Genomic DNA, 24990 nt, shown 5'->3' with positions numbered 1-24990 from the left:
GAAGAGGCAGTATGCGCGAATTGGAACTTAGGCTGGCACTTGTCTGTTATGGCGGTGCATCCCTTGCGGTTTACATGAATGGTATTTCTAATGAAATACTGAAGCTTGTTCGGGCATCCCGGGCATTTCATGATTCTGACATGGGCACGGAAGAGCGCTTTCAGAAATATCCTGAAGTTGACACAGAGCGCCTGTATGCCGAACTGCTGGAAGCATTGGCGCCACAGGTTAAGCTGCGTGTGATCGTGGATGTTGTGTCCGGTGCATCAGCTGGTGGCATTAACGGCATATTCCTGTCACGGGCACTCGCGCACGATCTCTCGTTGGCACCCCTTCGCCATATGTGGCTGAATTTGGGGGATATTGAACAATTAATGGATCAGGACACGTTGGCCGGTAAATGGAGCAAGTTTTACCTCTATCCGCTGTTTTATCTGTTCAAGCGTCGTATCCATGCCCTTTCTCAGGGTGATCCCGAGATGGAAAACAAACTGATGCGGTTTGTCCGGTCGAGGTGGTTTCAGCCGCCTTTTTCAGGGAAGGTTATGCTGGGGTGGATGCTTGATGCCTGTACGAACATGGGGAAAGCGGAAACCTGCAACAGTTTGTTGCCCCCTGGTCATAAGCTTGATCTCTTTGTCAGTCTGACAAATTTCTTTGGCCAACGGCGATCTTTAAGTCTGCATGACCCTGATCAGGTTACAGAGCACCAGCACGGTCTAACGGCGAAGTTTTCCTACAGACGGCAGGCAGATGGTACAGAATGGTCAGAACTGAATGATGACCATATAGCGGGGCTTGGATTTGTGGCACGGGCGACCTCGTCTTTTCCTGGGGCCTTTCCGCCTGTTCGGTTGAAAGATCTGGCCGAAACACTGAAGGAAAGAGGTCAAACATGGGATGGACGCGATACATTTATCGCTCATAATTTTCCAGCGTTTGTGGACGATACAGACACATTGTTTGATATGTCGTTTATTGATGGCGGGGTGACCAATAATAAACCATTCGCTTCCGCAATTCAGGCCATTTATGAACGCCCGGCCCACCGCGAGGTTGACCGCCGTATTATCTATGTTGATCCAATGCCGGATGATCTGCAGGGGCCGGACACAGGTGCGGTACCAGCGCCGCCCGGTTTTTTCAGGACCATTTTGTCGTCATTGGCTGAGATACCACGCCGGGAGCCTATCTATGAGGATCTACGCGGTATCGCCCGACAAAACAAACTGGCTCGCCGCCATGACCTGGTGACAGATACGGTAGAAAAGCAAGTGCGCAAGCATGTGGACGGTTTGCTGTCACTGGATGCATCCAGGATGATTGATACGGCACTTCTTGCTTCCTGGCGAGAGCAGGCCCACACAATGGCATACAGCGAAGCTGGCTATAGTTATGGTGCCTATTCGCATACCAAGGCCATTCAGCTTCTGGATCATATTGCGGATATTGCCAAATGTGTCGCAGAGCGTAGCGGCGACAAGGATAGCATCAAGGATATTCAGGATACTCTCGTCTGGTGGTCCAGTGTGACCGGGCTTCTGCCTACGGGCACCAGTATGGATGCTGTTACCTATGATGAAGGAACAGCCTTTAAAGCGCGTATCCTTCTGTTCCGGGGGCTTGATCTTGATTTTCGGATCCGGCGCATACGGTTCGTAATCAAGAAAATAAACCGCTATGTGCAGCGTTCTGGGCAAGGGGCCGTGTCCCGTGGTGGCGCGCGCCTGAAAAAGGTTCTCTATACGGCCCTTGAAGGGTTTACCGCATATTTGACGCCTGATCCGTATATGGGATTTTCTTTTGACTGGGCATCCATCAGGCCGGGCGATCCAGAGAGTGTGAATGCTGTCTTAAAGGTGCTGGAAGAGGCAATGAACCTTGAAGAACAGGATTACAATCTTGACTATGAACTGGCGCAGATCCTGAAAACAGTTATGGACACGGGGCTTAGGCAGGAACTGTTTCGTGCCTATGTCGGGTTTGCTTTCTTTGATGTTGTGACCTTCCCCCTGTCTGTTCAGACCGATGTTATCGAAAATGACGAAATTCGTGTCGACCGTATCAGTCCGCAGGATTGTCCCAAAATGCTGGGACAGGATATGGCCGGTGTGTTGATGGGCAACAGGCTGAATAATTTCGGGGCTTTCTTTTCTCGTCGGGCGCGGGAGAATGATTATCTGTGGGGCCGACTGCACGCTGCAAAAAGGCTGGTGGATTTTGTCATCGACGCAGCCGGGCCAGATGCATTGCCGCCAGACTTCGACATTGATGATTTTATGCGCCGCTTGTATATCAGCATCCTTGAGACAGAAAAAAACCACGCAGAACGGGCGCAGGATATTATCTCGGATCTGTTGCATAAATTTCAGTAACCGCTAGGGTACAACGTGGGTAATGAATGGGAGGGTCTTTTATGGTCAGTAAGCGGAAAATGCTTGGTGCGCTTGTAACGGTTTCGATTTTTAGCAGTATTGCGCTCGCCGCTGATGGAGGAGGGTCCTCTGATCCGACAATCCTCAGTATTTTTCCGCCTGCGATTGCCATCATTACGGCTTTTTTGTTCCGGCAGGTTATCCCGGCACTTTTTCTTGGCCTGTGGTCTGGTGCCTGGATTGTATCTGGCTTAACGCTGGAGGGGCTGGGGTCCAGTCTATTTCGCACCATTGATACCTACGCGGTGACGGCATTGGCCGACGCAGACCATGTGGCTATTATAATTTTCTCGCTGACGATCGGTGGGATGGTCGGCGTTATTTCAAATAATGGCGGCATGCTGGGTGTGGTTGAGAAAGTGGCGCGCTGGGCCACCAACCGCAGAAAAGCCCAGCTGGGAAGCGCCTTTATGGGGCTGGCAATTTTCTTTGACGATTATACCAATACGCTTGTTGTTGGTAACACCATGCGGCCTTTGACGGACCGTTTGAAAGTATCGCGTGAGAAGCTTGCCTATATTGTCGATTCTACGGCAGCGCCTGTGGCCTCTATTTCCCTGATCTCGGTCTGGATTGGTTACGAGGTTGGCTTGATTGACCAAGCCATTGAAAACATCAGCGGTTTGGAAAGTGCCTATCTGATTTTTCTTAATACACTGGCCTATAGTTTTTATCCCATACTTGCGATCCTTTTTGTATTGATGATCAGTTTCACGGGGCGCGATTTTGGCCCGATGCTGCGCGCCGAACAGCGTGCTGTGGATGCGCCAGACACTGCGGATGATATGCTGGATTCGCTGTCCGATGCGGATGATGTGACACCCCTTGAACGTAAGGGTATCCCGGACAGCCTTTCTGGCAGTGACACAGTATCGATGGAGTTGCCGTCGCGGGCGATTAATGCGGTGCTGCCAATTCTGGTTGTGATTGTCACGGTGTTTGCGGGGCTGATCATTACCGGTGAAGGTGAGACTATTCGGGAAATACTGGGCACGGCAGATTCGTATAAATCGCTTTTGTGGGCATCGCTTCTGGGCAGTATAGTTGCAGTGGCGCTGACTGTTGTACAGCGTTTGTTGAATTTGGAAGAAGCGTTTGATGCCTGGCTTGAAGGCATGACCAGTGTTGCCCCGGCAATCGTTATCCTGGCGCTTTCCTGGTCGCTTGCAGAAATCACAAGTGAACTTCGCACCGCCGATTATCTGATCGCCTTGCTGGCAGAAGATTTGCCAATGGAAGTCTTGCCGATGCTGACCTTCATTATCGCTGGCCTGACTGCATTGGGCACAGGGTCCAGCTGGGGCACGATGGCTGTTCTGATGCCACTGGTAGTGCCGCTTGCCTGGGCAATTATCGGGGGCGGTGATGCACCGCATCCTGAGAATATGGCAGTTGTCTATTCTGCTATATCCTGCGTTCTTGCGGGCGCAGTATGGGGGGATCATTGTTCCCCGATCTCCGATACTACCATTCTATCGTCCATGGCGTCTGGCTGTAATCATGTGGAACACGTTCGGACGCAGTTGCCTTATGCACTACTTGTCGGGGCGGTTGCTATTCTCCTTGGTACACTGCCGGCAGGCTTTGGAATTCCTTGGTATGTTGGACTTGGCGTCGGCGCAGTCACATTGTGGGGCATTCTGATGCTCTTTGGGCGGCGATCAATGAAAAAGAATGCAGTCTAGGAAATAGACTGCAGCGCAAAAACAGACTAAGAGGCGGTAGTTCCTGGCAAGCAATGGATTTGCACTGTGATATCATCTGTTTACACACCGCCTCTGGATCCGTATCTGGATATCCTGTTTGAAGATGACAGCCTGCTGGTTCTTAATAAGCAGTCTGGCCTTCTTAGCGTTCCCGGCCGTACAGATGACCGGAAAGACAGTCTGCAGTTACGGGCGCAGGACCATACGGGCGGAGCGTTGACCGTCCATAGGCTTGATATGGAAACGTCTGGCGTGATTGTGATGGCCAAGTCAAAAGACAGTCACCGGGCCTTAAGTCGACAGTTTCAGGACAGAAAAACGGATAAAGACTATGTGGCGGTGGTGGCTGGCCGCATAGAACAGGATAGGGGCACCATTGATCTGCCCATGCGCTGTGATTGGCCAAACAGGCCAAAGCAAATCATTGATCATGAACTGGGTAAGTCTGCGCAGACCCAGTATCAGGTGGTTGAAAGACACGACGACCGCACGCGGGTAAAGCTGACACCGATAACCGGACGGTCGCATCAATTGCGGGTTCATATGCTCGCGCTTGGGCACCCAATTCTGGGCGATGCGCTATATGCGACAGGGGAGGCACTAGCGGCGTCTAAAAGGTTGCTCCTGCACGCTGAACGCCTTACAATTACGCATCCTGTTACAGAAGAGCGGTGCCAGTTTTTTGCGCCTGTACCCTTCTAATCTCTTTTGAAAGTATTGAAACTATGGCGTCTCTTGACCTGATTTTGGCTCCTGATCCGATCTTTAAGAAAACTGCAACAGCAGTTACCAGTGTTGATGATACAGTCCGGGCAGTGATCGACCAGATGTTCGAAGTCCTGTATCGGGAAAAGGGACTAGGCATCGGCGCGAATATGGTCGGTATTCTGGACCGTATTGTTGTGGTTGATATGCAGGAAGACGGTAAAAGCACGCCCCTTGCACTCGTAAACCCTGAAATTACCGAGGTGTCAGAGGAAACACAAACTTTCCCAGAAGCATCGCTTTCCTATCCCGGCATTCGGGCAGAAATTACGCGCCCGAAACAAATAACTGTCACTTATCTCGACCGGGATGGCATATCGCAGACGTTAAAGGCAGATGGATGGTTCGCGCAGGTACTACAGCACGAAATTGATTATCTGGATGGTAAGGTTTTCCTCGATTATCTAAAGCCGGTGAAACGTCAGATGCTGATCAAGAAAATGCAGAAATATAAGAAACATAGTCACGGAGAAGGGTGCCCCTGTTGCTAGGGATATATCCATATCTGTGTCGGTCGCATTTTTGGGTTGGGATAGTGGGCCTGACTGCCTTCGCTTTAACGGGACAATATATGGCGCTGGGGCTGGACGGTCTTGCCGGCATGGCCGATGGCCCAAGGATGCTTTACCGGTCTGCCCATATATATTTTCTGTTTGGATGTCTGCTGAATCTATTTTTGGCGGGATCGTACGACCTGCGCGTCACCGATGAAGACCGTGGACGGTTTGCGGCCTTGCATATACTTATTACGCTGGCTCGATCGGGACTGATACTTCTGTCCCCCTTACTTGCAGTATCCAGTTTTTTCCTGGAGTCCGCATCAACGCCGGATCTGGACCGTTTGCTTGCATCTTTCAGTGCCTTTGCAGCACTGGGCGGCGGCATTATGATTGTTGCCGCCGCGGTGATAGACCGTATCAGTCGTACTTAAGTTTTTGTCCTGCATGAGGGCCTTATTCGTTGCGCAGGGCCTCATTGGGTTTGACGGAAAGCGCCCGGAAGCTTGAACCAAGACCAAATAGGATTGTCACAAATAAGCTGACACAGACGGTGATGACAACCGGTGCCGGCAGCAGGGTGAAGGTCATATCCATAACCTGTGCGACAACCACATACCCTGCAAGACAGCCAAGCCCGATGGCAATCGCGCTCGTGATCAATCCGATCATCATATATTCCAGCAGGTACGCCCGTAGGATCTGCGACCGCACGGCACCCACTACTTTCAGGATCACGCTTTCATAGACGCGTTGGCGGAAGCCCGCGGCAATTGCACCAGCAAGCACAAATACACCAGCGATAATCGCAACCAATGCAGTTGCACGAACGGCTATGCCAATCTGTTCCAGAAGGGTATTCACCGTCGACAGAACTTCTTTCATCCGGATCGCGGTAATATTCTCAAACTGCTGTGTCAGGGCCGCGTGGGCTATCTCTTCGGTTTGTGTGTCTGCTTTCAGTGTCGCCATAAACGTATGGGGCGCGGCTTTCAGCGTGTTCGGGTCAAACAGCATGACAAAATTAAAGCCCATGCTGCCCCATTCAATCTGGCGCAGGGACCGGATCGTTGCCGTGATTTCGCGGCCCAAGACGCTTACGGTGATGGTGTCACCAATTTTGACGCCCAGCCCTTCGGCTTCTTCCTTGCCGAAACTAATCTCGGGGGGGCCTGCATACTCTTCTGGCCACCAGTCTCCATCAGTAACATAACTGCCGTGGGGCAATTCTGCATTATAGCTAAGACCGCGATCCCCATTTAATATCCAGCGGAACCGGCTGTCTGGTATTGTCCATTCAGCGGCTGGTGTGTCATTGATCTTGACAACACGGCCACGCAGCGACGGCACCATAATAATATCGCTGACACCGTCAATGGATGCCGCAGCATTCTTAAAGTCGTCTACCTGCCAAGGCTGAATATCAATGATGAAAAAGGCCGGTGCTTCGCTTGGCACTTCTTCCTGCAATTGTTTCCCCAGATTGCCTTCGATCAGGGCAAGACTTGCAAATAGCGTCAGCCCAAGCCCTAGCGATATAACAACGGCGCCTGTTGCGGCGCCCGGTCTGTGCAGATTGGCGATGGCCATCCGAACCAGCGGACTACGTACGCCTTTGATCCGGGCGGCAAGCTTTTGAATTAGGGCACTTGTGACCTTGAGAAGCGCAATCGCCCCTATGGCCCCTGCCAGAAACCCGGCGGCCAGCATTTTGTTGCCAGATAGCAAGACGGCGAGCAGGCCAGTGAACAGTGCAGCAAGCGCAATCATGGCAAGATAAATGCGGCGTGGACGGCGTGTATCTTCGGTTACAATGGACCGGAATAAATGCACCGCAGGCAAGTCGCGTGCGACGCCCAGCGGCCACACAGTAAAGGCAATCGTGATCAAAAGACCGTATGTTGCCGCAAGCGCGAGCGCCAGCGGATAGACACCCTGATCAGGTTTGACAGGTAATGTGTCAGGCAGGAACGTCGCCAGCGTGCCGGGCAGCATGGCACCCAATGTCAACCCAGCGATGATCGCAATCACCCCGATCAGCATGACCTGAATGAAATATGTGGCAAAAATCGTATTGCCGTCTGCGCCCAAAATCTTGAAAGTGGCAATGGTTTTTGTCTTGCGGTCCATATAGCCGCGCACAGCATTACCCACCCCAACGCCGCCAACAATCAAGGCAGCCAGACCAACCAACGTCAGGAACATGCCCATCTGGTCGATAAACCGGCGCAGGCCAGGGGCGCTGCGGCTGCGGTCGCGCACACGCCAGCTTTCCTCTGGGTATGCTTCTTCTAATTGATCACGAAACGCTTGAACCGCTAACGGGTCATTCAGGCGCACTTTATAGTAATAATCCACCAGGCTTCCGACGGTAATCAGGCCGCTTTCTTCTATAGCGTCCATGCGGATCATAACACTTGGCCCAAGCTGGAAACCGAGGTTTGCTTTATCGGGTTCATTGTCGATTAAAGCCCGGATGTCTGTGGTGACCGCGCCAAATGTCAGTCGGTCGCCAACATCAACACCAAGTCGCTGTGCCAGCAGTGGGTCGATAGCCACCCCCCAGGTTTCCCCGCGCTTTTTAAAGAGCGCATCATTATCCAATTGGGGTGTTGTTGTCAGTGCTCCGTACAAGGGATAAAAACTGTCCACGCCGCGCAGCTCAACCAGCGTAGATTTGCCGCTGGTTTGTGCCCGTGCCATGGTTCGCAGGCGGGCGCTGTTGGATAATGTTCCTTTGTCCGCGACAAAGTCAGCAAGCGAAGGGTCTGCTTTGCGCTGGAACAGGCGAATTTCAATGTCCCCGCCCAGAATGTTCTGCCCTTCACGGGCCAGCCCTTCTTCAATCGCCTGTGTCAGGGAGGCGACGCTTGCAATGGCCGCTACGCCCAAAATCAGACAGGCCATGAAAATACGGAAATTCTTCAGGCTCCCCCGCAGTTCGCGTAGCGCAAAACGCAGGGCAACCGGGGTCCGGCTGTGGCGGGTAATCATGATTTGGCTACCTTGCTGCTGACAGTTTCCGTCCCGGTGATTGAGGCAGTGTCCCCTGTGTCATCGACGATCTTGCCGTCGGACATGGTAATCACGCGCGCGCAGCGGTCAGCCAGTTTTGGGTCGTGCGTCACGATTACCAGTGTGGAACCACGTTTGCGGGCAAGGTCAAACAGCAACTCGATGATGGATTGGCCGGTTTTATAGTCAAGATTACCGGTTGGCTCATCACCAAACAGGATCGCGGGCTCTGGTGCCAGGGCGCGTGCAAGTGCTACGCGTTGTTGCTCCCCGCCCGACAATTGAGAAGGATAATGGTCCATGCGGTGGGCTAGACCTACGGCTTCCAGTTCATGTGCGGCGCGGTCAAAGGCGTCGTCCACACCGGCAAGCTCTAGTGGCACGGCAACATTTTCAAGTGCTGTCATCGTCGGGATCAGATGGAAGGCCTGCATAACAATACCAATGCGGCTAAGACGGTGACGCGCCAACGTGTCTTCATCCGCGGTATTCAGGATCAGGCCGTCAACATCAACGGTGCCTTTTGATGCCTGTTCAAGCCCTGTCATCAGGCTCATTAATGAGGATTTCCCGGAACCGGACGGGCCAACAATGCCGACTGTTTCGCCAATCTTGATGTCAAATGACAGGCCTTTCAGGATGTGGACAGGGCCTGCGCCGCTTTCAAGTGTTAGTTCCACATCAGACAAATTGATAACAGATTTACGATCAGCCATTGTTTTTCACATCCTCCGCTGCCACTTTAAGGGCAAGATTTATACTTATGGTCCTTTTAGATAGGTATAAAACCATATGAATTCCAGAGTTTATACGCAATCAGGAGCCTGTTCGATTATGTCATTCGCTTTTATTCGTGCTTTATGGTCAAATTTTGCTGCTTTTGTCCTTGTTTTTGCGCTTGGTAGTGCTGCTTTGGCGACAGATGGGGCAAAAGAGCCGGCAACTGTTAATATCCTGGCCTTTGGCGACAGCCTGACCGCCGGTTACGGCCTGGGGCCGGGTGATGGTTTCACGGATCAGTTAGAGGTCTGGCTGAACAGCAATATGAAGACGGACGCCACGATTAAGGTGACGAACGGTGGTGTGTCCGGCGATACAACAAGCGGCGGCCGGTCCCGTCTGGACTGGTCTTTGGCGCCCTTTAAAGACGGCAAGCCTGATCTGGTTATCTTGGGTCTTGGCGGTAATGACGGGCTGCGTGGCATTGACCCGGCAGTGACCCGCGACAACATGGACGCGATGGTCAAAACACTGACGGACAGAGATATCCCTGTTCTCCTGCTTGGTATGTTGGCACCGCCAAATCTTGGTCCTGATTATGCTGCAATTTTCGATTCCATCTACAAAGACTTGTCTGTGAAATACGGTGTGGAGCTTTATCCATTTTTTCTGGACGGCGTCGCAGCTATCCCGGAATTAAATCAGCCTGACGGCATTCACCCAACGAAAGAGGGTGTGACCATTATTGTCAGTAAGGTTGGCCCTGTGGTTCAGGCGTATCTGACGTCACTGGATAGCGAATAAGACACTTTGGTAACGCGTGGGTGAAAAACTTTAAATACTGATGGGCAGATTGTGCTGCGCTGAAATATGGTGCAGCAATTCTTCGGCTGCGATCGTCGCCGCACGAAAACACAGGTCGAACTGATTGTCAGCGCCGTAGTAGGGGTCAGGCATTTCCGACATTGACAATTGGGGTGCATAAGGCAGGAACAAGCTGATTTTCTGCTGGTGTTCAGTTGGGGCGCGATCAAGCAGATCATCAAGATTTTCATGGTCCATCGCCAGAATATAATCAAACACACGGAAATCATCAGGCATGACCTTGCGGGATCGCTGATTATTGATCTGGATACCGTTTTTCTGTGCGGTATGAATGGCGCGGCGGTCTGGCGGGTTACCAGCATGGAAGCCAATTGTCCCCGCACTATCAATATGAAATCTATCCTGTAGTCCTGCAGCCGAGACTGCGCTTCTGAACGCTCCCTCTGCCATTGGGGATCTGCAGATATTTCCCATACATACAAACAGGACCTTGATCATGGTTAGGAAACTTCCTTTTTGAAACAGAGAAGATAGGACGCACTAAAAGCTGGAAACAGTTGTCAATCTTGGTACCCTAGCGCCGAGACAGTAACAAGGGGAAGTGTAATTGCTATGTATGAAAACATAGTCATTTTAACAGGGGCAGGGATTTCTGCGGAATCAGGTGTGGCGACATTCCGTGATAACGGCGGCCTGTGGGAACAGCACAGGATAGAGGATGTCGCAACACCGGAAGCCTTTCAGCGTGATCCTGACCTTGTGCAGCATTTTTATAATTTGCGCCGTGCCCAGCTTGGGACTGTTGACCCGAACAACGCGCATAAGGCTTTGGCGAAACTGCAGGGCCAACACCGCGGCACTGTTACTTTGATCACGCAAAATGTTGACGATCTGCATGAACGGGGCGGCGCGTCTTCTGTAGTCCACATGCATGGAGAGCTGAAAAAAGTGCGCTGTTTGTCCTGTAAAACCGTGCATTTCTGGGAGGGTGACTGCGATCAGAAAACAGCGTGTCCTGCCTGTGGCGGTGCTCCTTCGCTGCGTCCGCATATTGTCTGGTTCGGTGAAATGCCTTTTTATATGGATGATATAGAAATGGCACTATCCGACTGTGATCTGTTCGTATCCATTGGCACCAGCGGCAATGTTTACCCTGCTGCCGGATTTGTGGCGTCGGTGCGGCGATTGGGGCGGGCGCATACGCTCGAGATAAATCTGGAACCCAGTGAAGGTGCGACGATGTTTGCAGAATGTCGCCATGGCCGGGCAGGGGATTTGGTACCTGCCTTTGTTGAGGAAATTTTAGCGGCAGGATAATCCTGTCGCAGAGGAGAGGAACACGATGGTTGATGAATTAACAGATACAGCGCGGTCAGAAGCGCTGCAATCACTGTCTGGCTGGGACTATGACGCAGGCTCAAAGGCACTGAAAAAACGGTATGTTTTTAAAGGCTTTAGCGCCGCATGGGCGTTTATGAGCCGCGTCGCTTTGCTGGCAGAGAAAATGGACCACCACCCTGAATGGTTCAATGTCTATAATAAGGTTGATGTTAATCTGACGACCCATGATGTCGGAGGTGTAAGCCACCGGGATACGGATATGGCAGCCGCCATGGATGCGTTTTTTAACGCGTAATCATGCTTGCAACTTAATAATGCTCCACCCAGTGACGAATGAGCGTATGTGCGATTGCCACAGGGGGCGGCATGAAAATGTCGCTGTCCACCGTTTCATCGCCAGAGCCTTTTTGCAGCGCCTTTATGGCTTCCTGCTTGGTTACCCAGCGCGCATCTTCTATTTCCGTTTCGTCGCGGGTTATCTCGGTCGTGGTGGCATCCGCAATGCAGCCAATCATCAGGGAAGAAGGCCACGGCCACGGCTGACTACAAATGTAACGCACATTGCAGCTGTGGATGTTTGTTTCCTCCATCAACTCCCGTGCTACGGCCTCTTCGATCGTCTCCCCCGGCTCAACATAGCCAGCCAGTGCCGAATACAGTCCCTCGGGCCACTGATAACCTCGTCCGACCAGGGCTCTGTCATTGGAAAGCGCCAGCATGATGACGACCGGATCGGTGCGCGGAAAATGCTGGGCGCCGCAGTCAGGGCATTCGCGTTCGTAGCCGCCTTTGACAAGCGCAGATTCGTGCCCGCATTTGGAACAGTGCCGGTGGCTGACATGCCAGTCCAGAATGGATTTTGCCTGTGCGATGATCCCTAGCTCGGGTTCTGCCATGCCCCGTTTTGTCGCAATACTGCGTGCATCGCGAAATCTGTTATGGTCAAACATGCCGTCAAAATCTTCTGCTGATCCGGCAAGGCGTGCTGCATAGCGCGGGGCTGCGCCGTCCAGCCCCAAAAAGATTTTCAGGGCAACCGGTAGAAATCGCATCTGTGATGCTGTCAGCCAGATGATTTCCCCGACATCAGGCCCCGTAAGAATACGGTCGCCAGCGAAGACCATACACCGGGCATCATCCCGGTTAGCCCAATCGGTTAGTAAAGTTGGCTCGGGTCTTAAGGTATCTGCGCGGTCAAGAGGGTTGCCGGAAAATACTGTTTGGATAGCAGATAAAGTCATAAATACACCTTTTTTCACCATCGCCACGGTACAGGCAGAATAAACCTCTTGCAAGTGGCCGAAAGAATCGCCATATACAGCTTCGGAAGAGCCGGCGGACAATCCGCTCGCCAATCCGGTCAGGTCCGAAAGGAAGCAGCCGTAACGAGTTTGGCTTGGGTCGTCTGGTTCTTCCACCCTAAACAATCTCCCCAAAAATTCAGAAGAATTCGTGTATATCCTCTTTCATGGCGGGGCATTAGCTGCTACTCCTCTGTGAACGATCCAGTATGATGTGTGGGAGGTCCATAACACCATGAGCGAACAGGGCTCCAATCAGGAATATCGCGTTCTCGCGAGAAAGTATCGGCCATCTGATTTCAGTAGTCTGATCGGGCAGGAAGCAATGGTCAGAACGCTGTCCAACGCGATTGATGCTGGTCGTCTGGCGCATGCATTCGTTCTAACCGGTGTCCGGGGTGTGGGTAAAACCACAACGGCCAGAATTATTGCGAAGGCCCTGAATTGTACCGCCCATGATGGTCCGACAATTGATCCGTGCGGGACATGCGAAGCCTGTACCTCAATCGCTGAATCCCGGCATGTTGACGTGCTTGAAATGGATGCGGCCAGCCGCACAGGTGTCGATGATGTGCGCGAAATTATCGAAAGTGTCCGGTATTCCCCTGTCTCTGCCCGCTTTAAAGTCTATATCATCGACGAAGTGCACATGTTGTCGAAGCAGGCTTTCAATGCGCTTTTGAAAACACTGGAAGAGCCACCGTCCCATGTGAAATTCATTTTTGCGACAACGGAAATTCGCAAACTGCCGATTACTATTCTGTCACGTTGCCAGCGGTTTGACTTGAAGCGGATCGAATCTGCCACCCTTGTTGCGCATCTTGCAGGCATTGTTGAGGCAGAGGGCTGTAAGGCTGAAGAAAGTGCCCTGAAAATGATCGCGCGGGCAGCAGAAGGGTCCGTCCGGGATAGTTTGTCCCTGCTTGATCAGGCTATTGCCCATGCTGGCGGTGATATCATGGAGGATCAGGTCCGGTCCATGCTTGGGCTGGCTGACCGGGCGCAAGTACTTGATCTGTATGAGCAGGTTATGAAAGGCGATATTCAGGCGGCGTTGGCAACGCTACGGTCACAGTATGACCGCGGCGCGGATCCAAGCGTGGTTTTAAATGATCTTCTGGATGTAACCCACTGGTTGACCCGGTTGAAAGTGACACCGGATGCCGGGACAGATTCGCTGGTATCTGAGGCAGAGAAAGAGCAGGGCGGCAAGATGGCAACGACACTGTCTATGCCGCAACTGACACGCGCCTGGCAGATGCTGTTAAAAGGCCTTGGCGAAGTTAGGGTTTCACCAAGCCCAATCTCTGCAGCGGAAATGGTGTTGATCAGACTGGCTTACGCAGCTGACCTGCCGGGACCAGCCGAATTGGTGAAGAAACTCCAAAATGCAGGTGCACCTGCTGCGGGCGTGCAGGCGGGGGGCGCTGGCCCCGCAGGTGGCGGTACGCAGGGGCAGGCTTCCATGCAGGGTGCCGCAGCTAATCCCGGCCAGCCAATGACGGCACAGGCAACGGCACAGGTTGTTGCCTTGCGACAAAGCGAGCCAACGGGACATGCGCCGCACCCCATGCCGATTTCTTTTGAAAAGATGATTGATCTGTTTCATCTGGAGAAAGAGGCGTCCCTTGCTGTGGGGCTTAAAGATAACTCCCGGCTTGTTAGCTATGCACCGGGGAAAATGACACTGAACCTCTCTAACCGGTTACCGGCTGACTTTATCATGCGGGTGAAGAACTGCCTGAAGTCCTGGACCGGAGAAGACTGGGTGATTACCCTGACGAAGGAAGGCGGGGATGCCTCTGTTCGTGAACAGGAAGTGGCCCGTGACCAAAAGCGTCGTGACGAGGCGATGGAAGATCCGGTCGTAGCAGCCCTGTTTTCGGCGTTTCCGGGGGCAGAATTGTTGGCAGTACGGGAAAACCGCGACGAAGACGATGATCTTGCACTGGTTGGCGAAGGCGACCATATGTCCTTCATCGACCCTGAGGACGATACGTCCGATTTTGATTTTTAGACTTGAATAGCGAGTAAGTGGTATGAAAAACCTTTCTCAAATGATGAAAAAAGCCCAGGAAATGCAGACCAAAATGGCCGAAATGCAGGCCGAAATGGAAGACCAGACGGTCGAAGGTGTTGCAGGCGCTGGTCTTGTGAAAGTAACGTTGAACGGCAAGGGTGATATGAAAGCCCTGTCCATCGATCCCAGCCTCTTTAGTGCTGAGGAAAAAGAAGTTGTTGAAGATCTAATCATGGCAGCCCACACGCAAGCCAAGGCAGCGGCATCAGATATGATGCAAAAGCAGATGGAAGATCTGACAGGCGGTCTGCCACTGCCTGATGGGTTTAAAATGCCGTTTTAAGATATACGTCTGGTCCCTTTGCATATGCCTCGCTCCCACGGTTCTGAAATTGACACCCTGATCCAGCTTTTGGCGAAATTGCCGGGGCTTGGGCCGCGGTCTGCCCGCCGGTCGGCTCTGCAGCTTTTAAAAAAGCGGGACAGTGTGATGGTGCCGCTTGCCAATGCGCTTCATGATGTTGCAGACAGTATCGAGATATGCAGCGAATGCGGTAACCTTGATACCGTCAACCCGTGCCATATCTGCGGCGATATCCGCCGGGACCAGACCACAATCTGTGTGGTTGAAGACGTCGCAGATTTATGGGCGCTTGACCGGTCAGAGACGTACCGCGGCATTTATCAGGTTCTTGGTGGGACCTTGTCCGCGCTTGACGGCGTCGGCCCCGACGATTTGAATGTGGAAAAGCTGATCAGCCGTGCAACGCAGGAAGACGTGACAGAGGTTATTCTGGCGCTGAATGCTACAGTAGACGGACAAACAACAAGCCATTATTTGGCCGAACGCCTGGAAGACGCTGGCGTCAAAGTCACCGCCCTTGCACACGGCCTGCCGGTTGGTGGGGAACTTGATTATCTGGATGATGGAACACTTGCGGCTGCTCTGCGGTCCCGCGGGGTGGTAACATGACAATGGTCACACACAAAGGGGGCTGCCACTGCGGCGCGGTACAGTTTGAGGTTGATGCCCCAAGGAGTATCAAGGCCATCCGGTGCAGTTGCAGCATTTGTTCCATGACCGGATTTGTCCATTATTTTGCAACACAGGACGAGTTTCGGATCACGGCAGGGTCAGACAATCTGACCGAATACCGATTTAACACGGGTGTTGCCAAACATCTGTTTTGCAAATCCTGTGGGGTCAAAGCATTTTATGTTCCGCGTAGCCACCCGGACGGTTGGTCAGTGAATGTCAATTGTATTGATAAGACGGCGGTGGACGATATCACCTACGGTGATTTTGACGGCGCAAATTGGGAAGATAATATTCAGGGCCTGCGGGGGACGAAGGATTAATCATCCCCCCGCCAGTATATTATTTTAACAGGCGACCAATAACATCCAGATAAATTTCTGTCAGTTTTTCAATGTCGGTGACCGCGACATGTTCGTCCACTTTATGCATGGTCGCGCCAACAAGACCAAATTCGACAACAGCGCACATATCCTTGATGAAACGGGCATCAGACGTGCCGCCTGTCGTTGAAAGCTCTGGCTTGCGGCCTGTTATATGTTCCACAGCGTCCTGCACTGCATGGGTCAGGGTACAAACAGGGGTCAGGAAACTGTCACCGGATACCCACCAGTCGATATCGTAGGCAACACCGGCACGGTCCATGCGTTTTATCAGTTCTGCCTGCAAGGCTTCGGGTGTGTATTCATTGTTGAACCGTACGTTAAACCGCGCTTTTGCTTCTGCGGGGATAACATTGTGGCTGTCATTGCCGACATGAATATTCACAATTTCCAGATTTGACGGCTGGAAATGCTCGTTGCCATTGTCAAGTGGCTCCAACCCCAGTTGGTCCAGAACTTTCACCAGATCAGGGATAGGGTTTTTTGCAACATGAGGATAGGCGACATGGCCCTGAATACCCTTGACGGAAAGCATACCGTGCAGGCTACCACGACGACCAATTTTAATCATCTGTCCCAGTTCCTGCGGGTTTGTAGGCTCGCCCACCAGACAGTAATCAAGTGCCTCGCCGCGTTCCTGCAGCCAGTTCAGGACTTTCTTTGTACCGTTTACTGCGGGGCCTTCCTCATCGCCAGTGATCAGAAAGGATAGTGATCCTTTCATGTCTGAAGGCTGGTTGGCCAGATATCGGGACACGGCTGCTACAAACGCCGCAATGGCGGATTTCATATCGCTGGCTCCGCGCCCATATAGGTTGCCGTCGCGGACTGTGGCAGCAAACGGGTCGTCCTGCCAGTGATCTGTGACACCGACCGGCACAACATCCGTATGCCCGGCAAAGCAGAAGTTTGGTGCGCTGGTCCCAAGGCGTGCATACAGATTGGGAACAGGATCAGTGCCTTCTTCTTCGAAAACAAGTTTGTGACAGTCGAACCCCATGCCTGTTAGCGTTTCGGCCAAAAGGTCCAGTGCGTCACCCCGATCGGGGGTGACACTTTCATGCCGGATCAGCGCCTGCGACAGTTCAAGGGGATTGATTATTGTCACGTGTCTAGTCCCTGAGAAGTTCGTTCACAGATGTTTTTGACCGGGTACGTTCGTCAACACGTTTCACGATCACAGCACAGGCAAGGTTCGGTCCAGGTGTGCCGTCTTTAAGCGGTTTGCCAGGCAGGGTGCCGGGTACAACCACACTGTACGCAGGGACACGGCCCATGAAGATTTCGCCAGTTTCCCGGTCAATGATCTTGGTAGATGCACCAATGAAGACGCCCATGGACAATACGGCACCTTCTTCGATGACGACACCCTCAGCCACTTCACTGCGCGCGCCTATAAAGCAATTGTCTTCAATGATTACGGGGCCAGCCTGCAAAGGTTCAAGAACACCACCGATGCCAGCACCGCCAGAGATGTGAACATTCTTGCCGATCTGCGCGCAACTGCCGACAGTTGCCCATGTGTCCACCATTGTGCCTTCGTCGACATAGGCACCCAGATTTACAAATGACGGCATTAATACAACGCCTTTGCCGATAAAGGCTGAGCGGCGCACGATTGCACCCGGTACAGCGCGAAAGCCCGCGGCAGAGAATTCTTCCTTGTTCCAGCCTTCAAATTTGGAGGGCACTTTGTCCCACCAATTGGTGTTTTCACCGGGGCCGCCTGCGATGGCTTCCATATCGTTCAAACGAAAAGACAGCAGAACAGCTTTTTTTAGCCACTGATTTACGTGCCATCCATCTGGTCCTTTTTCTGCTACGCGTGCCTTGCCGCTATCCAGCAGGTTCAAGGCTTCGTTCACAGCGTCGCGCACCGCACCAGTGGTGTTTGTGGAGATGGTGTCGCGGGCATCAAAGGCATCGTTAATCGTGGTTTCAAGAGCTGTCATGGTCATGGTCGTTTCTCATCCGGTAAAAAGGGACAGGGGGAGTTTGGCGCGAAGATACTTTGAAACGCGCCAGAGTCAACGGTTTCAACTGTTATCTTTTGTAAAGGAGTCCAGCCAGGAAGACAGGCTGTTTGTTTCGTAGTGGATATGATCTTTATCTTGGCCTGGGTCACCCCACTCGCTGCCGGTATCAATCCAGACCGTCGACATACCCAGGCTGTGGGCCGGTATCAGGTTTTGTGCCATGTCTTCGAACATGACGGCATGTGTCGGATCAATCTCGAATGTGCGGGCGAATTTCTCATAGGATGCCAGCTTGGGCTTGGGTTCCAGGTCTGCTGCATGAATATCAAAGATCCCTTCAAACTGGTCAGCAATGCCCAGACGGTCCAAGACTTGTTCTGAATACTGCAGGTCGGCATTGGTGAACACGAGCTTACGGCCATCGAGCCTTTCAAGTGCACTGCGCAGCCGTACGTCTTTTTGTATGGGCGAAAAGTCGATATTGTGGACCTTGTCTAGAAAATCATGCGGATCAACATCGTGATTGGCCATCAGGCCTTTTAGCGTGGTGCCATACTCCACCAGATATTTTTTTTGAATTTTTCTGGCCTCGATCGGATCAAGTGACAGTAATCGCTGAATAAACTCCCCCATATGTACATCAATCTGTTGAAACAGATTGCATTCTGCGGGATAGAGAGTGTTGTCCAGATCAAAGACCCAAACTTTTTTGTCGCGAATTTTGTGAGGCATGGTGCATAGACTTTCACTAAAATTACACAGGGGGCGGTAAAGTTAACTGCTGCTTAACAGAGAATATGCTTAGGTTAAAGGATAACGAAGGATAATCATGTGATAGCTAGGCACTTTTTGTCGAGAAACCCGGTGGAAGTTCCGATTAAACAATCGGCGGCGATGGCTGTGCGCGTGGGGCTGGACTATGGGATTATGGAAGTATCCCAAACGGGACAAAGTCTTGTAAACTTGGTTGCCGCGAGGGATCCGGTTGTCATGGGTTTGCTAGACCGTGTTCAAGAGACGAGCTGTTTGTCTGAAGCGCGCATGGACGGCGCTGACTATGCACAAAATTTGTGGCTTGTCTGCGTGCCTGAGCAGGAGAGCTTTCTTCTTGTCGCACGCGATACAACACTGCCTGATAAAGTCACAGAAGCCCTGATTACCAGTAGGGCCTTGATGAAGGACTTGCTAGACTGTGCGGCTGACCTTGCTTTTGAACTGGATGACAAGGGGATAATCACATTTGTCATGCCTGCTGACTTTTTGGGGCGCAGCACTGACGCGTGGGTGGGCAAGGATGCAACATCCGTTTTCTGGGATGGGCAGGCAACGCCCAAGAAAAATCCGTTTGGGGTGCGTACTGATAGTGACTTCTCGGAAGTCCCGTATGAAAACGCAAATGGTGTGCGGGAATATCTGACGATATCGATTAAAGCTGTTCTGGACGACAGCGGATTTTGTATCGGGACCCGGGGCACTGCGCGAATAATCACAGAACGGGTGCGGCGCGAACAAGCAGTGAAGCAGGAAAAACTGCGTCTGGCAATGCAGGAAAGATTGACCCGTATTCTGGTAACAGCAGAAAGTTCTGATGAGGTTCTGGGCCGGGCTGTTGCCGAGGTGCAGGACCTGTTTCGCGCCGATGCGGTTTTTATCTATAAGCTGTATGATGGGGGATATATCCCGGTCGCGTCGGAAAAAGACCCTGAGCTGGAATGTGATTTCCATATCGTTTCAGAGAAACTGCCAACCGAGTTTCCTGACGATATAGTGTTCCTGGATGTGCAGGGCAGGGATCATATGATCGTCCCCCTCGTTAAGGGTGACGTATGCGAAGGCGTTGTGCTGGTTAGTCGGGATACCGCAGTAAGCCCCTGGTCAGGGCAGGAAAAAGCCCTGCTTGTTGCAATCGGAGACATTTTGGCTGCCGCGCAGAAAAAAGCTGCGCTGTTTGATAAGCTATCCCGACTGTCGGGGCAGGATGAACTTACACAGTTGTTGAACCGTCGCGCTTTTGAAGCCGAAGTGAACAAACGGCTTCTGCACCAGAATAGAACAGGACAGTCTGGTTGTCTGATGTTTATTGATCTGGACCATTTTAAAGAGGTCAATGACACAATGGGGCACCAGATTGGGGACTTGGCTTTGCGTCTGGTTGCGTCCAATATCAGGGACCTGATCAGGCCGATTGATATTGCCGGGCGTTACGGCGGCGATGAATTTGTAATCTGGATTGAAAATATTGACAGGAATGATGCCGAGGAACGGGCACGACATCTGATTGATGCCATGTCGGGGATCAGGATGCAGTTAAACAAGGACGATTTAAAGCTTTCGATGTCCGTAGGAATTTGTAAAAGTCGGTCTGGTATTGGTGAATCTTTCACCGCTCTGTGTGACCGAGCTGATCGCGCTCTATATATGGTAAAACGTGCCGGGCGCGGGGCCATTGCTTTTGCAGAAGACGAAGATACGTGTGGGGATACTTTGAATAATGTTGAGTAAACTTAAGGGCCTGTTCGCTTCTGACAAGAAAGCACCCGATACGCTGACAGCGGAAAAAGAGCAGCAGATACTAAGTAGCGGCAGTGACGCAGAGAAAAAGGAACTTGCGTCGCGAGAGGATGCCCGCCCGGAAGTGCTCTATTATCTTGCTGAGGATCAATCGGCTTCGGTTCGGAAAATCATTGCGCAAAACCCTTCGACACCTATCCAGGCGGATGAAAAACTAACCGCGGATGAAGACGAAGAAGTCCGCAGCGAACTGGCGCGAAAAATTGCCCGACTGATTCCGAATATGCCTAGCGACGAACAGCAGCTCGTGCGGGATAAAACGATTGCCATCCTTGAAAAGCTGGCAGCTGACCAATTGCCGAAAGTACGGGCGATTATTGCTGAGGAGATCAAGCGGTCTGACGCTGTACCAAAGTCCATTGTCGATAAGCTGGCACGGGACGTGGAAGATATCGTCTGTGGACCCATTCTGGCTTATTCACCACTGTTGAACGATGACGACCTGCGCGAGATAATCGCCGCGGGCGCAAGCTCTGCCGTACTGTCTGCCATTGCGTCCCGTGAAGAGGTCAGCGAGGTTGTGGCAGATGACATTGCTGCAAGTCTTGATATTCCTGCGGTCGCCTCTTTGTTGACCAACAAGAATGCACAGATCAGAGAAGAAACTCTGGATCAGATTATTTCTCAGGCCGAGACAGTTGAAAGCCTGCACCGCCCCTTGGCATTGCGGCCACAATTATCCATTCGGGCAATGAAGAGAATAGCGGGCTTTGTTGCCTCGGCACTTGTTTTGGCAATGACTGAAAACTCTGAACTGAACGAGGAAGACGCGGACGATATTCTGGACCGGGTTCGCGACAGGTTGGCGTCCGAACGTGTCGGTGCTGACGAAGAAAAGATGCTGGCAAAGCAGGCAGGTGATTTATTCGCCGCAGGCAAACTTACCGACAAATATCTACTGGAAATGATTGAATCCAACAATCGGGAGCTTGTTATCCAGTGTTTGTCCCTTCTGGCAGATGTTGATGCAAAGACTGTCCGCAGTGTTATTCATTCAAAAAGCGGGCGTGCGGTCACAGCCCTTGTCTGGAAGGCGGGGCTGGTCATGCGAACGGCGTACGAAATTCAAACCAAGTTTGCATTGGTGCCAACCGCCCAGTTGTTGCCGGGTAAAGACGGCGATAAATATCCGATTGGGGAAGATGAACTGGAATGGCACCTAAGCTATTTTCTTGAACAGGAAGACTGACCGCAACTGACTGCCTTGTCAAAATCTACAAGCCTCCAAGTGCCTGGAATGTGCTCTGATCTGCTGCCACCAATTTTTTGCGGCCGAGAAATTATTCCCGGATCAGGGTACCTGCGCCGCGCTCGGTGAAGATTTCCAGAAGAATGGCGTGCAGAACACGGCCATCCAGAATAACGGCACCGTTTACACCGGCCTTCACCGCATTAACGCAGGTTTCAACTTTCGGCAGCATGCCGCCCGTGATGGTGCCGTCTTTAATCAGGGTATCGACATCACTGAACGACAGTTCGGTCAGGATTTCGCCGGCTTTGTTCATAACACCCGACACATCGGTCAAAAGGATGAAGCGGCGTGCGTTCAGTGCACCGGCAATCGCACCAGCCATTGTGTCCGCATTGATGTTGTAGGTCTGTCCATCTTCGCCCATCGCGATCGGGGCAATCACAGGGATGATGCCATTTGCGATGCTTTGTTCGATGAAAGTCGCATCAACGGCTTTTGGCGTGCCAACAAAACCAAGATCAACTTCGCTGCCGTCAGCGCGTTTGCGGATGATTTTCTCAGCGGTCACCAAGGAACTGTCCTTACCGGACAGGCCGATTGCGCACCCCCCTTTGGCGTTAATATCTGCGACGATGTTTTTATTCACCCCGCCACACAGTACCATTTCTGCGACACTGACCGCATCCTTGCTGGTGACGCGCAGACCATCAATAAATTCGGATTCGATATCCAGCTTTTTCAGCATAGTGCCAATTTGGGGGCCGCCACCATGGACGACAACCGGATTGATGCCTACCTGCTTCAACAGGGTAATATCTTCGGCAAATTGCTGGCTGAGACTTTCGTCGATCATTGCATTGCCGCCGTATTTAATGACGAAAGTTTCGCCATTATATTTTTTCATATACGGCAATGCTTCTACAAGGATCGCTGCCTTGCGTTGCAGTTTGGATTGATCGCTTTTGACCGACATCATCTTCCTGAGGGTTCCATTAATCTAAACACATGTATGTCCGGCTTTTAGACTTTTGGACGGTTTTAGTCAATTCAGTAGCGGATACCGCGGTTTGGACCCTTGCCGATCAACACGCCCAGGGTAATTAAAACCTGGGCGACATAGTATGTTGCCCAGACAATATATCCCAGATAGTCCGGAGCATTCATAAATTGTTGTGCACCAATCAGGCTGTCAGAAATATAGAAAAGAACTGCACCAACACCGACCATGGTAAAAGGAAAGCGGCTGATCAGTGCGGCTGTTGCCATCGCAGTCAGGCTGAAACTATATATCACGACATTGTAGCTTTCGCTGTCCAGATCAGGATACATAACAAAAATGGCAAGGATGGTCATCGCCCACATAAGCGAGGCGAGCCTGAGCCGCATGGGGGTAACGTCCTTGGCAGGTAGCCGGTTTTTCAGAAACAGAAATATGTAGATTATCTGTACAACCAGAAAGGTCAAAAGCCCGTTCATGAAGGCGTCAACAGTTGGTTGGGCAATCAGATAGTCTGCCAGCGCGGATATAGCGAGTGCGAAAAACAGGATCGCGTGATCTACAGACTTTATGTTGATAAGCGCAAGTAGCGCCAGCAAGGCCACAGGCGTAGTCTTAGTGACATAGACCAATTCTGGCGGGTAAATTTTTAAGCCGTGTATCAAGGCAACAATAGCAGAAAGCAGTAAAATCAGCTGTCCAGCCAATTCCAGCGCTGTATGGTGTTGTTTCTGAAACATAGGACCCATTTCCCCCGGTCTTGCACAGAGAACAGCAAAACTCCGACCCACATCGTTCTCTTTGCACTGACTATACCGGGTCTGTTTCAAATATGAAGCGGGAAAATTACAATCTTTTCATTAGCCTAGGAAAGAAGCTTAGTCAGTGGCTTCACCGCAAGGATGATCAACAGGTTGAACACACCAACTACCAAAAACAAATCCTGTGTCTGAAGGCCCGCAGCAAGCAGTCCTGCGGCAATGACAGCACCTGTAAACATAAAACCACTATTAATGATGTTATTGGAGGCAATGATTTGGGAGCGTGTGTGCCGTTCACTTTTATCCTGTAAAATCGTGTAAAGCGGCACAATAACCATGCCGCCAAGAATGGACGTAGCGCATAATACAAGAAGGATACACCAGTAGAGAGGCTTACTCAGGAAGCTGCTAAAAGTATGAAAGTCGCCGTTTTCTGGCGGGATGCCGGGCAGTTGCAGTAACACAAAAAGAAGCCCGCCAACCAGCGCAAGGCCGAGCAGGGCCGGTGTTGCCAGACGGGCTGAGATGTCGCCTTTCAGTATTTTGCTGGCAAAAATCGAGCCTGCCCCAATGCCGACCGAATAGATGGCCAGGATCGCAGTGACCACAGTTTCGTCACCATAAAGGATATCCCGGGCCATAACAGGGATTTGAGTGAGGTAAATTGACCCAAGCGTCCAGATCCAGCTGATGCCAATAATGGTACGCCTGGTGACGGGGTCAGCCCATGCGCGCTTCAACAGGCGGCCAGTGGACTGGAAAATATTCCTGGAGATGATCAGGTCCGGGTCCGCCCGTCCGGTTTTGACAACCTTTGATCCGGACAGGGTACCGATTACGGCAATGCTGATGGTCAGGCCCGCGATAGACATAATCCCACCGTCGGACAGAACCACTAGCCCACCAACAATGGTGCCTAAAAGTATGGCAATGAAGGTGCCTGCTTCCACAAGGGCGTTTGCGGACAGCAGGTTAGGGCGGTCCACAAGGTCCGGCATTATGGAATATTTAATCGGACCAAAGAAAGTTGACTGAAGGCCTAGCCCCGCAAGCACTGCCATAAGAAGCGGCAGGATTTCATAATAGAAACCGATGGCACCAGCTGTGGCCAGAACAATTTCCCAAATTTTGATCCAGACTATCTGGCCCGTTTTCTCATATTTGTCGGCCAGTTGGCCAGCCAGTGCAGAGAAAAGAAAATAGGGAAGAATAAACAGGCCAATTGCCAGATTATTTAAAACAGCTGAACTGACCCCAACCTGATCGGCCAGTCGGAAAGTAATCAGCATGATAAGTGCGGAACGAAACAGGTTGTCGTTAAAAGCCCCTAGAAACTGCGTGATAAAAAGAGGTAAAAACCGGCCAGATACCATCAACTGGTGTGGTTTCAAAATCATTCTATGTCCCCCAAAGCCCCCAGGCATAACCGCAATGCCGTAGTGTTGCGGT

The 24990-nt window shown here is 51.7% G+C and carries 24 protein-coding genes and 1 other RNA gene; 15 read left to right on the top strand and 10 right to left on the bottom strand.

Annotated elements, in window-relative coordinates; all coding sequences use genetic code 11:
* The first annotated feature begins 11 nt into the window (after nucleotides 1-11).
* From IE181_RS01235 to IE181_RS01215, 5 genes are all read left to right on the top strand, one after another.
* Nucleotides 12-2375 (top strand): patatin-like protein, encoded by a 2364-nt coding sequence (locus tag IE181_RS01235; protein ID WP_191249743.1) that lies wholly within the window; start codon nucleotides 12-14, stop codon nucleotides 2373-2375.
* Between the two features lie 41 nt (nucleotides 2376-2416).
* Nucleotides 2417-4120, top strand: a complete 1704-nt coding sequence (locus tag IE181_RS01230; RefSeq protein WP_191249742.1) for a Na+/H+ antiporter NhaC family protein — start codon at nucleotides 2417-2419, stop codon at nucleotides 4118-4120.
* A 69-nt stretch (nucleotides 4121-4189) separates the two neighbouring features.
* Nucleotides 4190-4843 carry an RluA family pseudouridine synthase gene (locus tag IE181_RS01225; protein WP_191251465.1) on the top strand — a complete coding sequence of 218 codons (654 nt, stop codon included), beginning with the start codon at nucleotides 4190-4192 and terminating at the stop codon, nucleotides 4841-4843.
* Between the two features lie 23 nt (nucleotides 4844-4866).
* Nucleotides 4867-5397 (top strand): peptide deformylase, encoded by a 531-nt coding sequence (gene def, locus IE181_RS01220; RefSeq protein WP_191249741.1) that lies wholly within the window; start codon nucleotides 4867-4869, stop codon nucleotides 5395-5397.
* A gap of 80 nt (nucleotides 5398-5477) precedes the next feature.
* On the top strand, nucleotides 5478-5837 hold the full coding sequence (locus IE181_RS01215) for a hypothetical protein (protein WP_191249740.1): 360 nt from the start codon (nucleotides 5478-5480) through the stop codon (nucleotides 5835-5837).
* Nucleotides 5838-5859: 22 nt separating this feature from the next.
* Here the strand turns inward: IE181_RS01215 and IE181_RS01210 are convergent, their stop codons facing one another.
* Together IE181_RS01210 and IE181_RS01205 are read right to left on the bottom strand one after the other, a co-directional pair.
* A complete protein-coding gene (locus IE181_RS01210) occupies nucleotides 5860-8397 on the bottom strand; it encodes an ABC transporter permease (RefSeq protein ID WP_191249739.1) in 2538 nt (845 codons plus the stop codon).
* Nucleotides 8394-9134 carry an ABC transporter ATP-binding protein gene (locus IE181_RS01205; protein WP_191249738.1) on the bottom strand — a complete coding sequence of 247 codons (741 nt, stop codon included), beginning with the start codon at nucleotides 9132-9134 and terminating at the stop codon, nucleotides 8394-8396. The genes IE181_RS01210 and IE181_RS01205 overlap by 4 nt, the downstream gene beginning before the upstream one ends.
* A gap of 118 nt (nucleotides 9135-9252) precedes the next feature.
* Here IE181_RS01205 and IE181_RS01200 point away from each other — a divergent pair, with 118 nt between their 5' ends.
* Nucleotides 9253-9942, top strand: a complete 690-nt coding sequence (locus IE181_RS01200; RefSeq protein ID WP_191249737.1) for an arylesterase — start codon at nucleotides 9253-9255, stop codon at nucleotides 9940-9942.
* 30 nt (nucleotides 9943-9972) lie between these two features.
* On the opposite strand, the gene IE181_RS01195 is transcribed toward IE181_RS01200, so the two are convergent.
* Nucleotides 9973-10461: a low molecular weight protein-tyrosine-phosphatase gene (locus IE181_RS01195; RefSeq protein ID WP_191249736.1), complete on the bottom strand. Its 489-nt coding sequence runs from the start codon at nucleotides 10459-10461 to the stop codon at nucleotides 9973-9975.
* Nucleotides 10462-10575: 114 nt separating this feature from the next.
* On the opposite strand from IE181_RS01195, the gene IE181_RS01190 reads away from it, so the two are divergent.
* Both IE181_RS01190 and IE181_RS01185 read left to right on the top strand, forming a co-directional pair.
* A complete protein-coding gene (locus IE181_RS01190; protein ID WP_191249735.1) occupies nucleotides 10576-11280 on the top strand; it encodes an NAD-dependent deacylase in 705 nt (234 codons plus the stop codon).
* Between the two features lie 25 nt (nucleotides 11281-11305).
* Nucleotides 11306-11599, top strand: coding sequence for a 4a-hydroxytetrahydrobiopterin dehydratase (locus IE181_RS01185; protein WP_191249734.1), 294 nt, complete (start codon nucleotides 11306-11308; stop codon nucleotides 11597-11599).
* A 13-nt stretch (nucleotides 11600-11612) separates the two neighbouring features.
* On the opposite strand, the gene nudC is transcribed toward IE181_RS01185, so the two are convergent.
* Entirely contained in the window at nucleotides 11613-12545 is a 933-nt protein-coding gene (gene nudC / locus IE181_RS01180; protein WP_191249733.1) for an NAD(+) diphosphatase, read from the bottom strand.
* An 82-nt stretch (nucleotides 12546-12627) separates the two neighbouring features.
* Here nudC and ffs point away from each other — a divergent pair.
* The 5 genes from ffs (at nucleotide 12628) to IE181_RS01155 (ending at nucleotide 15984) form a co-directional block, all read left to right on the top strand.
* Nucleotides 12628-12725: signal recognition particle sRNA small type (gene ffs, locus IE181_RS01175), an RNA gene on the top strand.
* Nucleotides 12726-12840: 115 nt separating this feature from the next.
* Nucleotides 12841-14622, top strand: a complete 1782-nt coding sequence (locus tag IE181_RS01170) for a DNA polymerase III subunit gamma/tau (protein ID WP_191249732.1) — start codon at nucleotides 12841-12843, stop codon at nucleotides 14620-14622.
* 22 nt (nucleotides 14623-14644) lie between these two features.
* Nucleotides 14645-14968: a YbaB/EbfC family nucleoid-associated protein gene (locus IE181_RS01165; RefSeq protein WP_191249731.1), complete on the top strand. Its 324-nt coding sequence runs from the start codon at nucleotides 14645-14647 to the stop codon at nucleotides 14966-14968.
* 24 nt (nucleotides 14969-14992) lie between these two features.
* On the top strand, nucleotides 14993-15598 hold the full coding sequence (gene recR, locus IE181_RS01160; protein ID WP_191249730.1) for a recombination mediator RecR: 606 nt from the start codon (nucleotides 14993-14995) through the stop codon (nucleotides 15596-15598).
* Nucleotides 15595-15984, top strand: a complete 390-nt coding sequence (locus tag IE181_RS01155; protein ID WP_191249729.1) for a GFA family protein — start codon at nucleotides 15595-15597, stop codon at nucleotides 15982-15984. The genes recR and IE181_RS01155 overlap by 4 nt, the downstream gene beginning before the upstream one ends.
* 19 nt (nucleotides 15985-16003) lie before the next feature.
* Here the strand turns inward: IE181_RS01155 and dapE are convergent, their stop codons facing one another.
* The 3 genes from dapE to IE181_RS01140 form a co-directional block, all read right to left on the bottom strand.
* Nucleotides 16004-17152 carry a succinyl-diaminopimelate desuccinylase gene (gene dapE / locus IE181_RS01150; protein ID WP_191249728.1) on the bottom strand — a complete coding sequence of 383 codons (1149 nt, stop codon included), beginning with the start codon at nucleotides 17150-17152 and terminating at the stop codon, nucleotides 16004-16006.
* A 4-nt stretch (nucleotides 17153-17156) separates the two neighbouring features.
* Complete coding sequence (dapD, locus tag IE181_RS01145; protein ID WP_191249727.1) at nucleotides 17157-18002, bottom strand: 2,3,4,5-tetrahydropyridine-2,6-dicarboxylate N-succinyltransferase; 846 nt, start codon at nucleotides 18000-18002, stop codon at nucleotides 17157-17159.
* 78 nt (nucleotides 18003-18080) lie between these two features.
* Nucleotides 18081-18752: a pyrimidine 5'-nucleotidase gene (locus IE181_RS01140; RefSeq protein WP_191249726.1), complete on the bottom strand. Its 672-nt coding sequence runs from the start codon at nucleotides 18750-18752 to the stop codon at nucleotides 18081-18083.
* Nucleotides 18753-18851: 99 nt separating this feature from the next.
* On the opposite strand from IE181_RS01140, the gene IE181_RS01135 reads away from it, so the two are divergent.
* Together IE181_RS01135 and IE181_RS01130 are read left to right on the top strand one after the other, a co-directional pair.
* The gene (locus tag IE181_RS01135) at nucleotides 18852-20522 is read left to right on the top strand and encodes a bifunctional diguanylate cyclase/phosphodiesterase (protein WP_191249725.1); all 1671 of its coding nucleotides are present in this window, start codon (nucleotides 18852-18854) and stop codon (nucleotides 20520-20522) included.
* Nucleotides 20512-21780, top strand: coding sequence for a DUF2336 domain-containing protein (locus IE181_RS01130; RefSeq protein WP_191249724.1), 1269 nt, complete (start codon nucleotides 20512-20514; stop codon nucleotides 21778-21780). Before IE181_RS01135 ends, IE181_RS01130 begins: the two co-directional genes overlap by 11 nt.
* Nucleotides 21781-21871: 91 nt before the next feature.
* Here IE181_RS01130 and argB read toward each other — a convergent pair whose 3' ends face one another.
* The 3 genes from argB to IE181_RS01115 all read right to left on the bottom strand — a co-directional run bounded on the left by argB (nucleotide 21872) and on the right by IE181_RS01115 (nucleotide 24938).
* Nucleotides 21872-22756, bottom strand: coding sequence for an acetylglutamate kinase (argB, locus tag IE181_RS01125; RefSeq protein WP_191251463.1), 885 nt, complete (start codon nucleotides 22754-22756; stop codon nucleotides 21872-21874).
* A gap of 74 nt (nucleotides 22757-22830) precedes the next feature.
* Nucleotides 22831-23520: a lysoplasmalogenase gene (locus IE181_RS01120; RefSeq protein WP_191249723.1), complete on the bottom strand. Its 690-nt coding sequence runs from the start codon at nucleotides 23518-23520 to the stop codon at nucleotides 22831-22833.
* A 125-nt stretch (nucleotides 23521-23645) separates the two neighbouring features.
* Nucleotides 23646-24938 (bottom strand): MFS transporter, encoded by a 1293-nt coding sequence (locus tag IE181_RS01115; protein ID WP_191249722.1) that lies wholly within the window; start codon nucleotides 24936-24938, stop codon nucleotides 23646-23648.
* Nucleotides 24939-24990: the final 52 nt, after the last annotated feature.

The organism is Kordiimonas sediminis (assembly GCF_014656395.1).
Taxonomy (GTDB): Bacteria; Pseudomonadota; Alphaproteobacteria; order Sphingomonadales; family Kordiimonadaceae; genus Kordiimonas_A; species Kordiimonas_A sediminis.
This window is presented reverse-complemented; position numbering and strand designations above follow the sequence as displayed.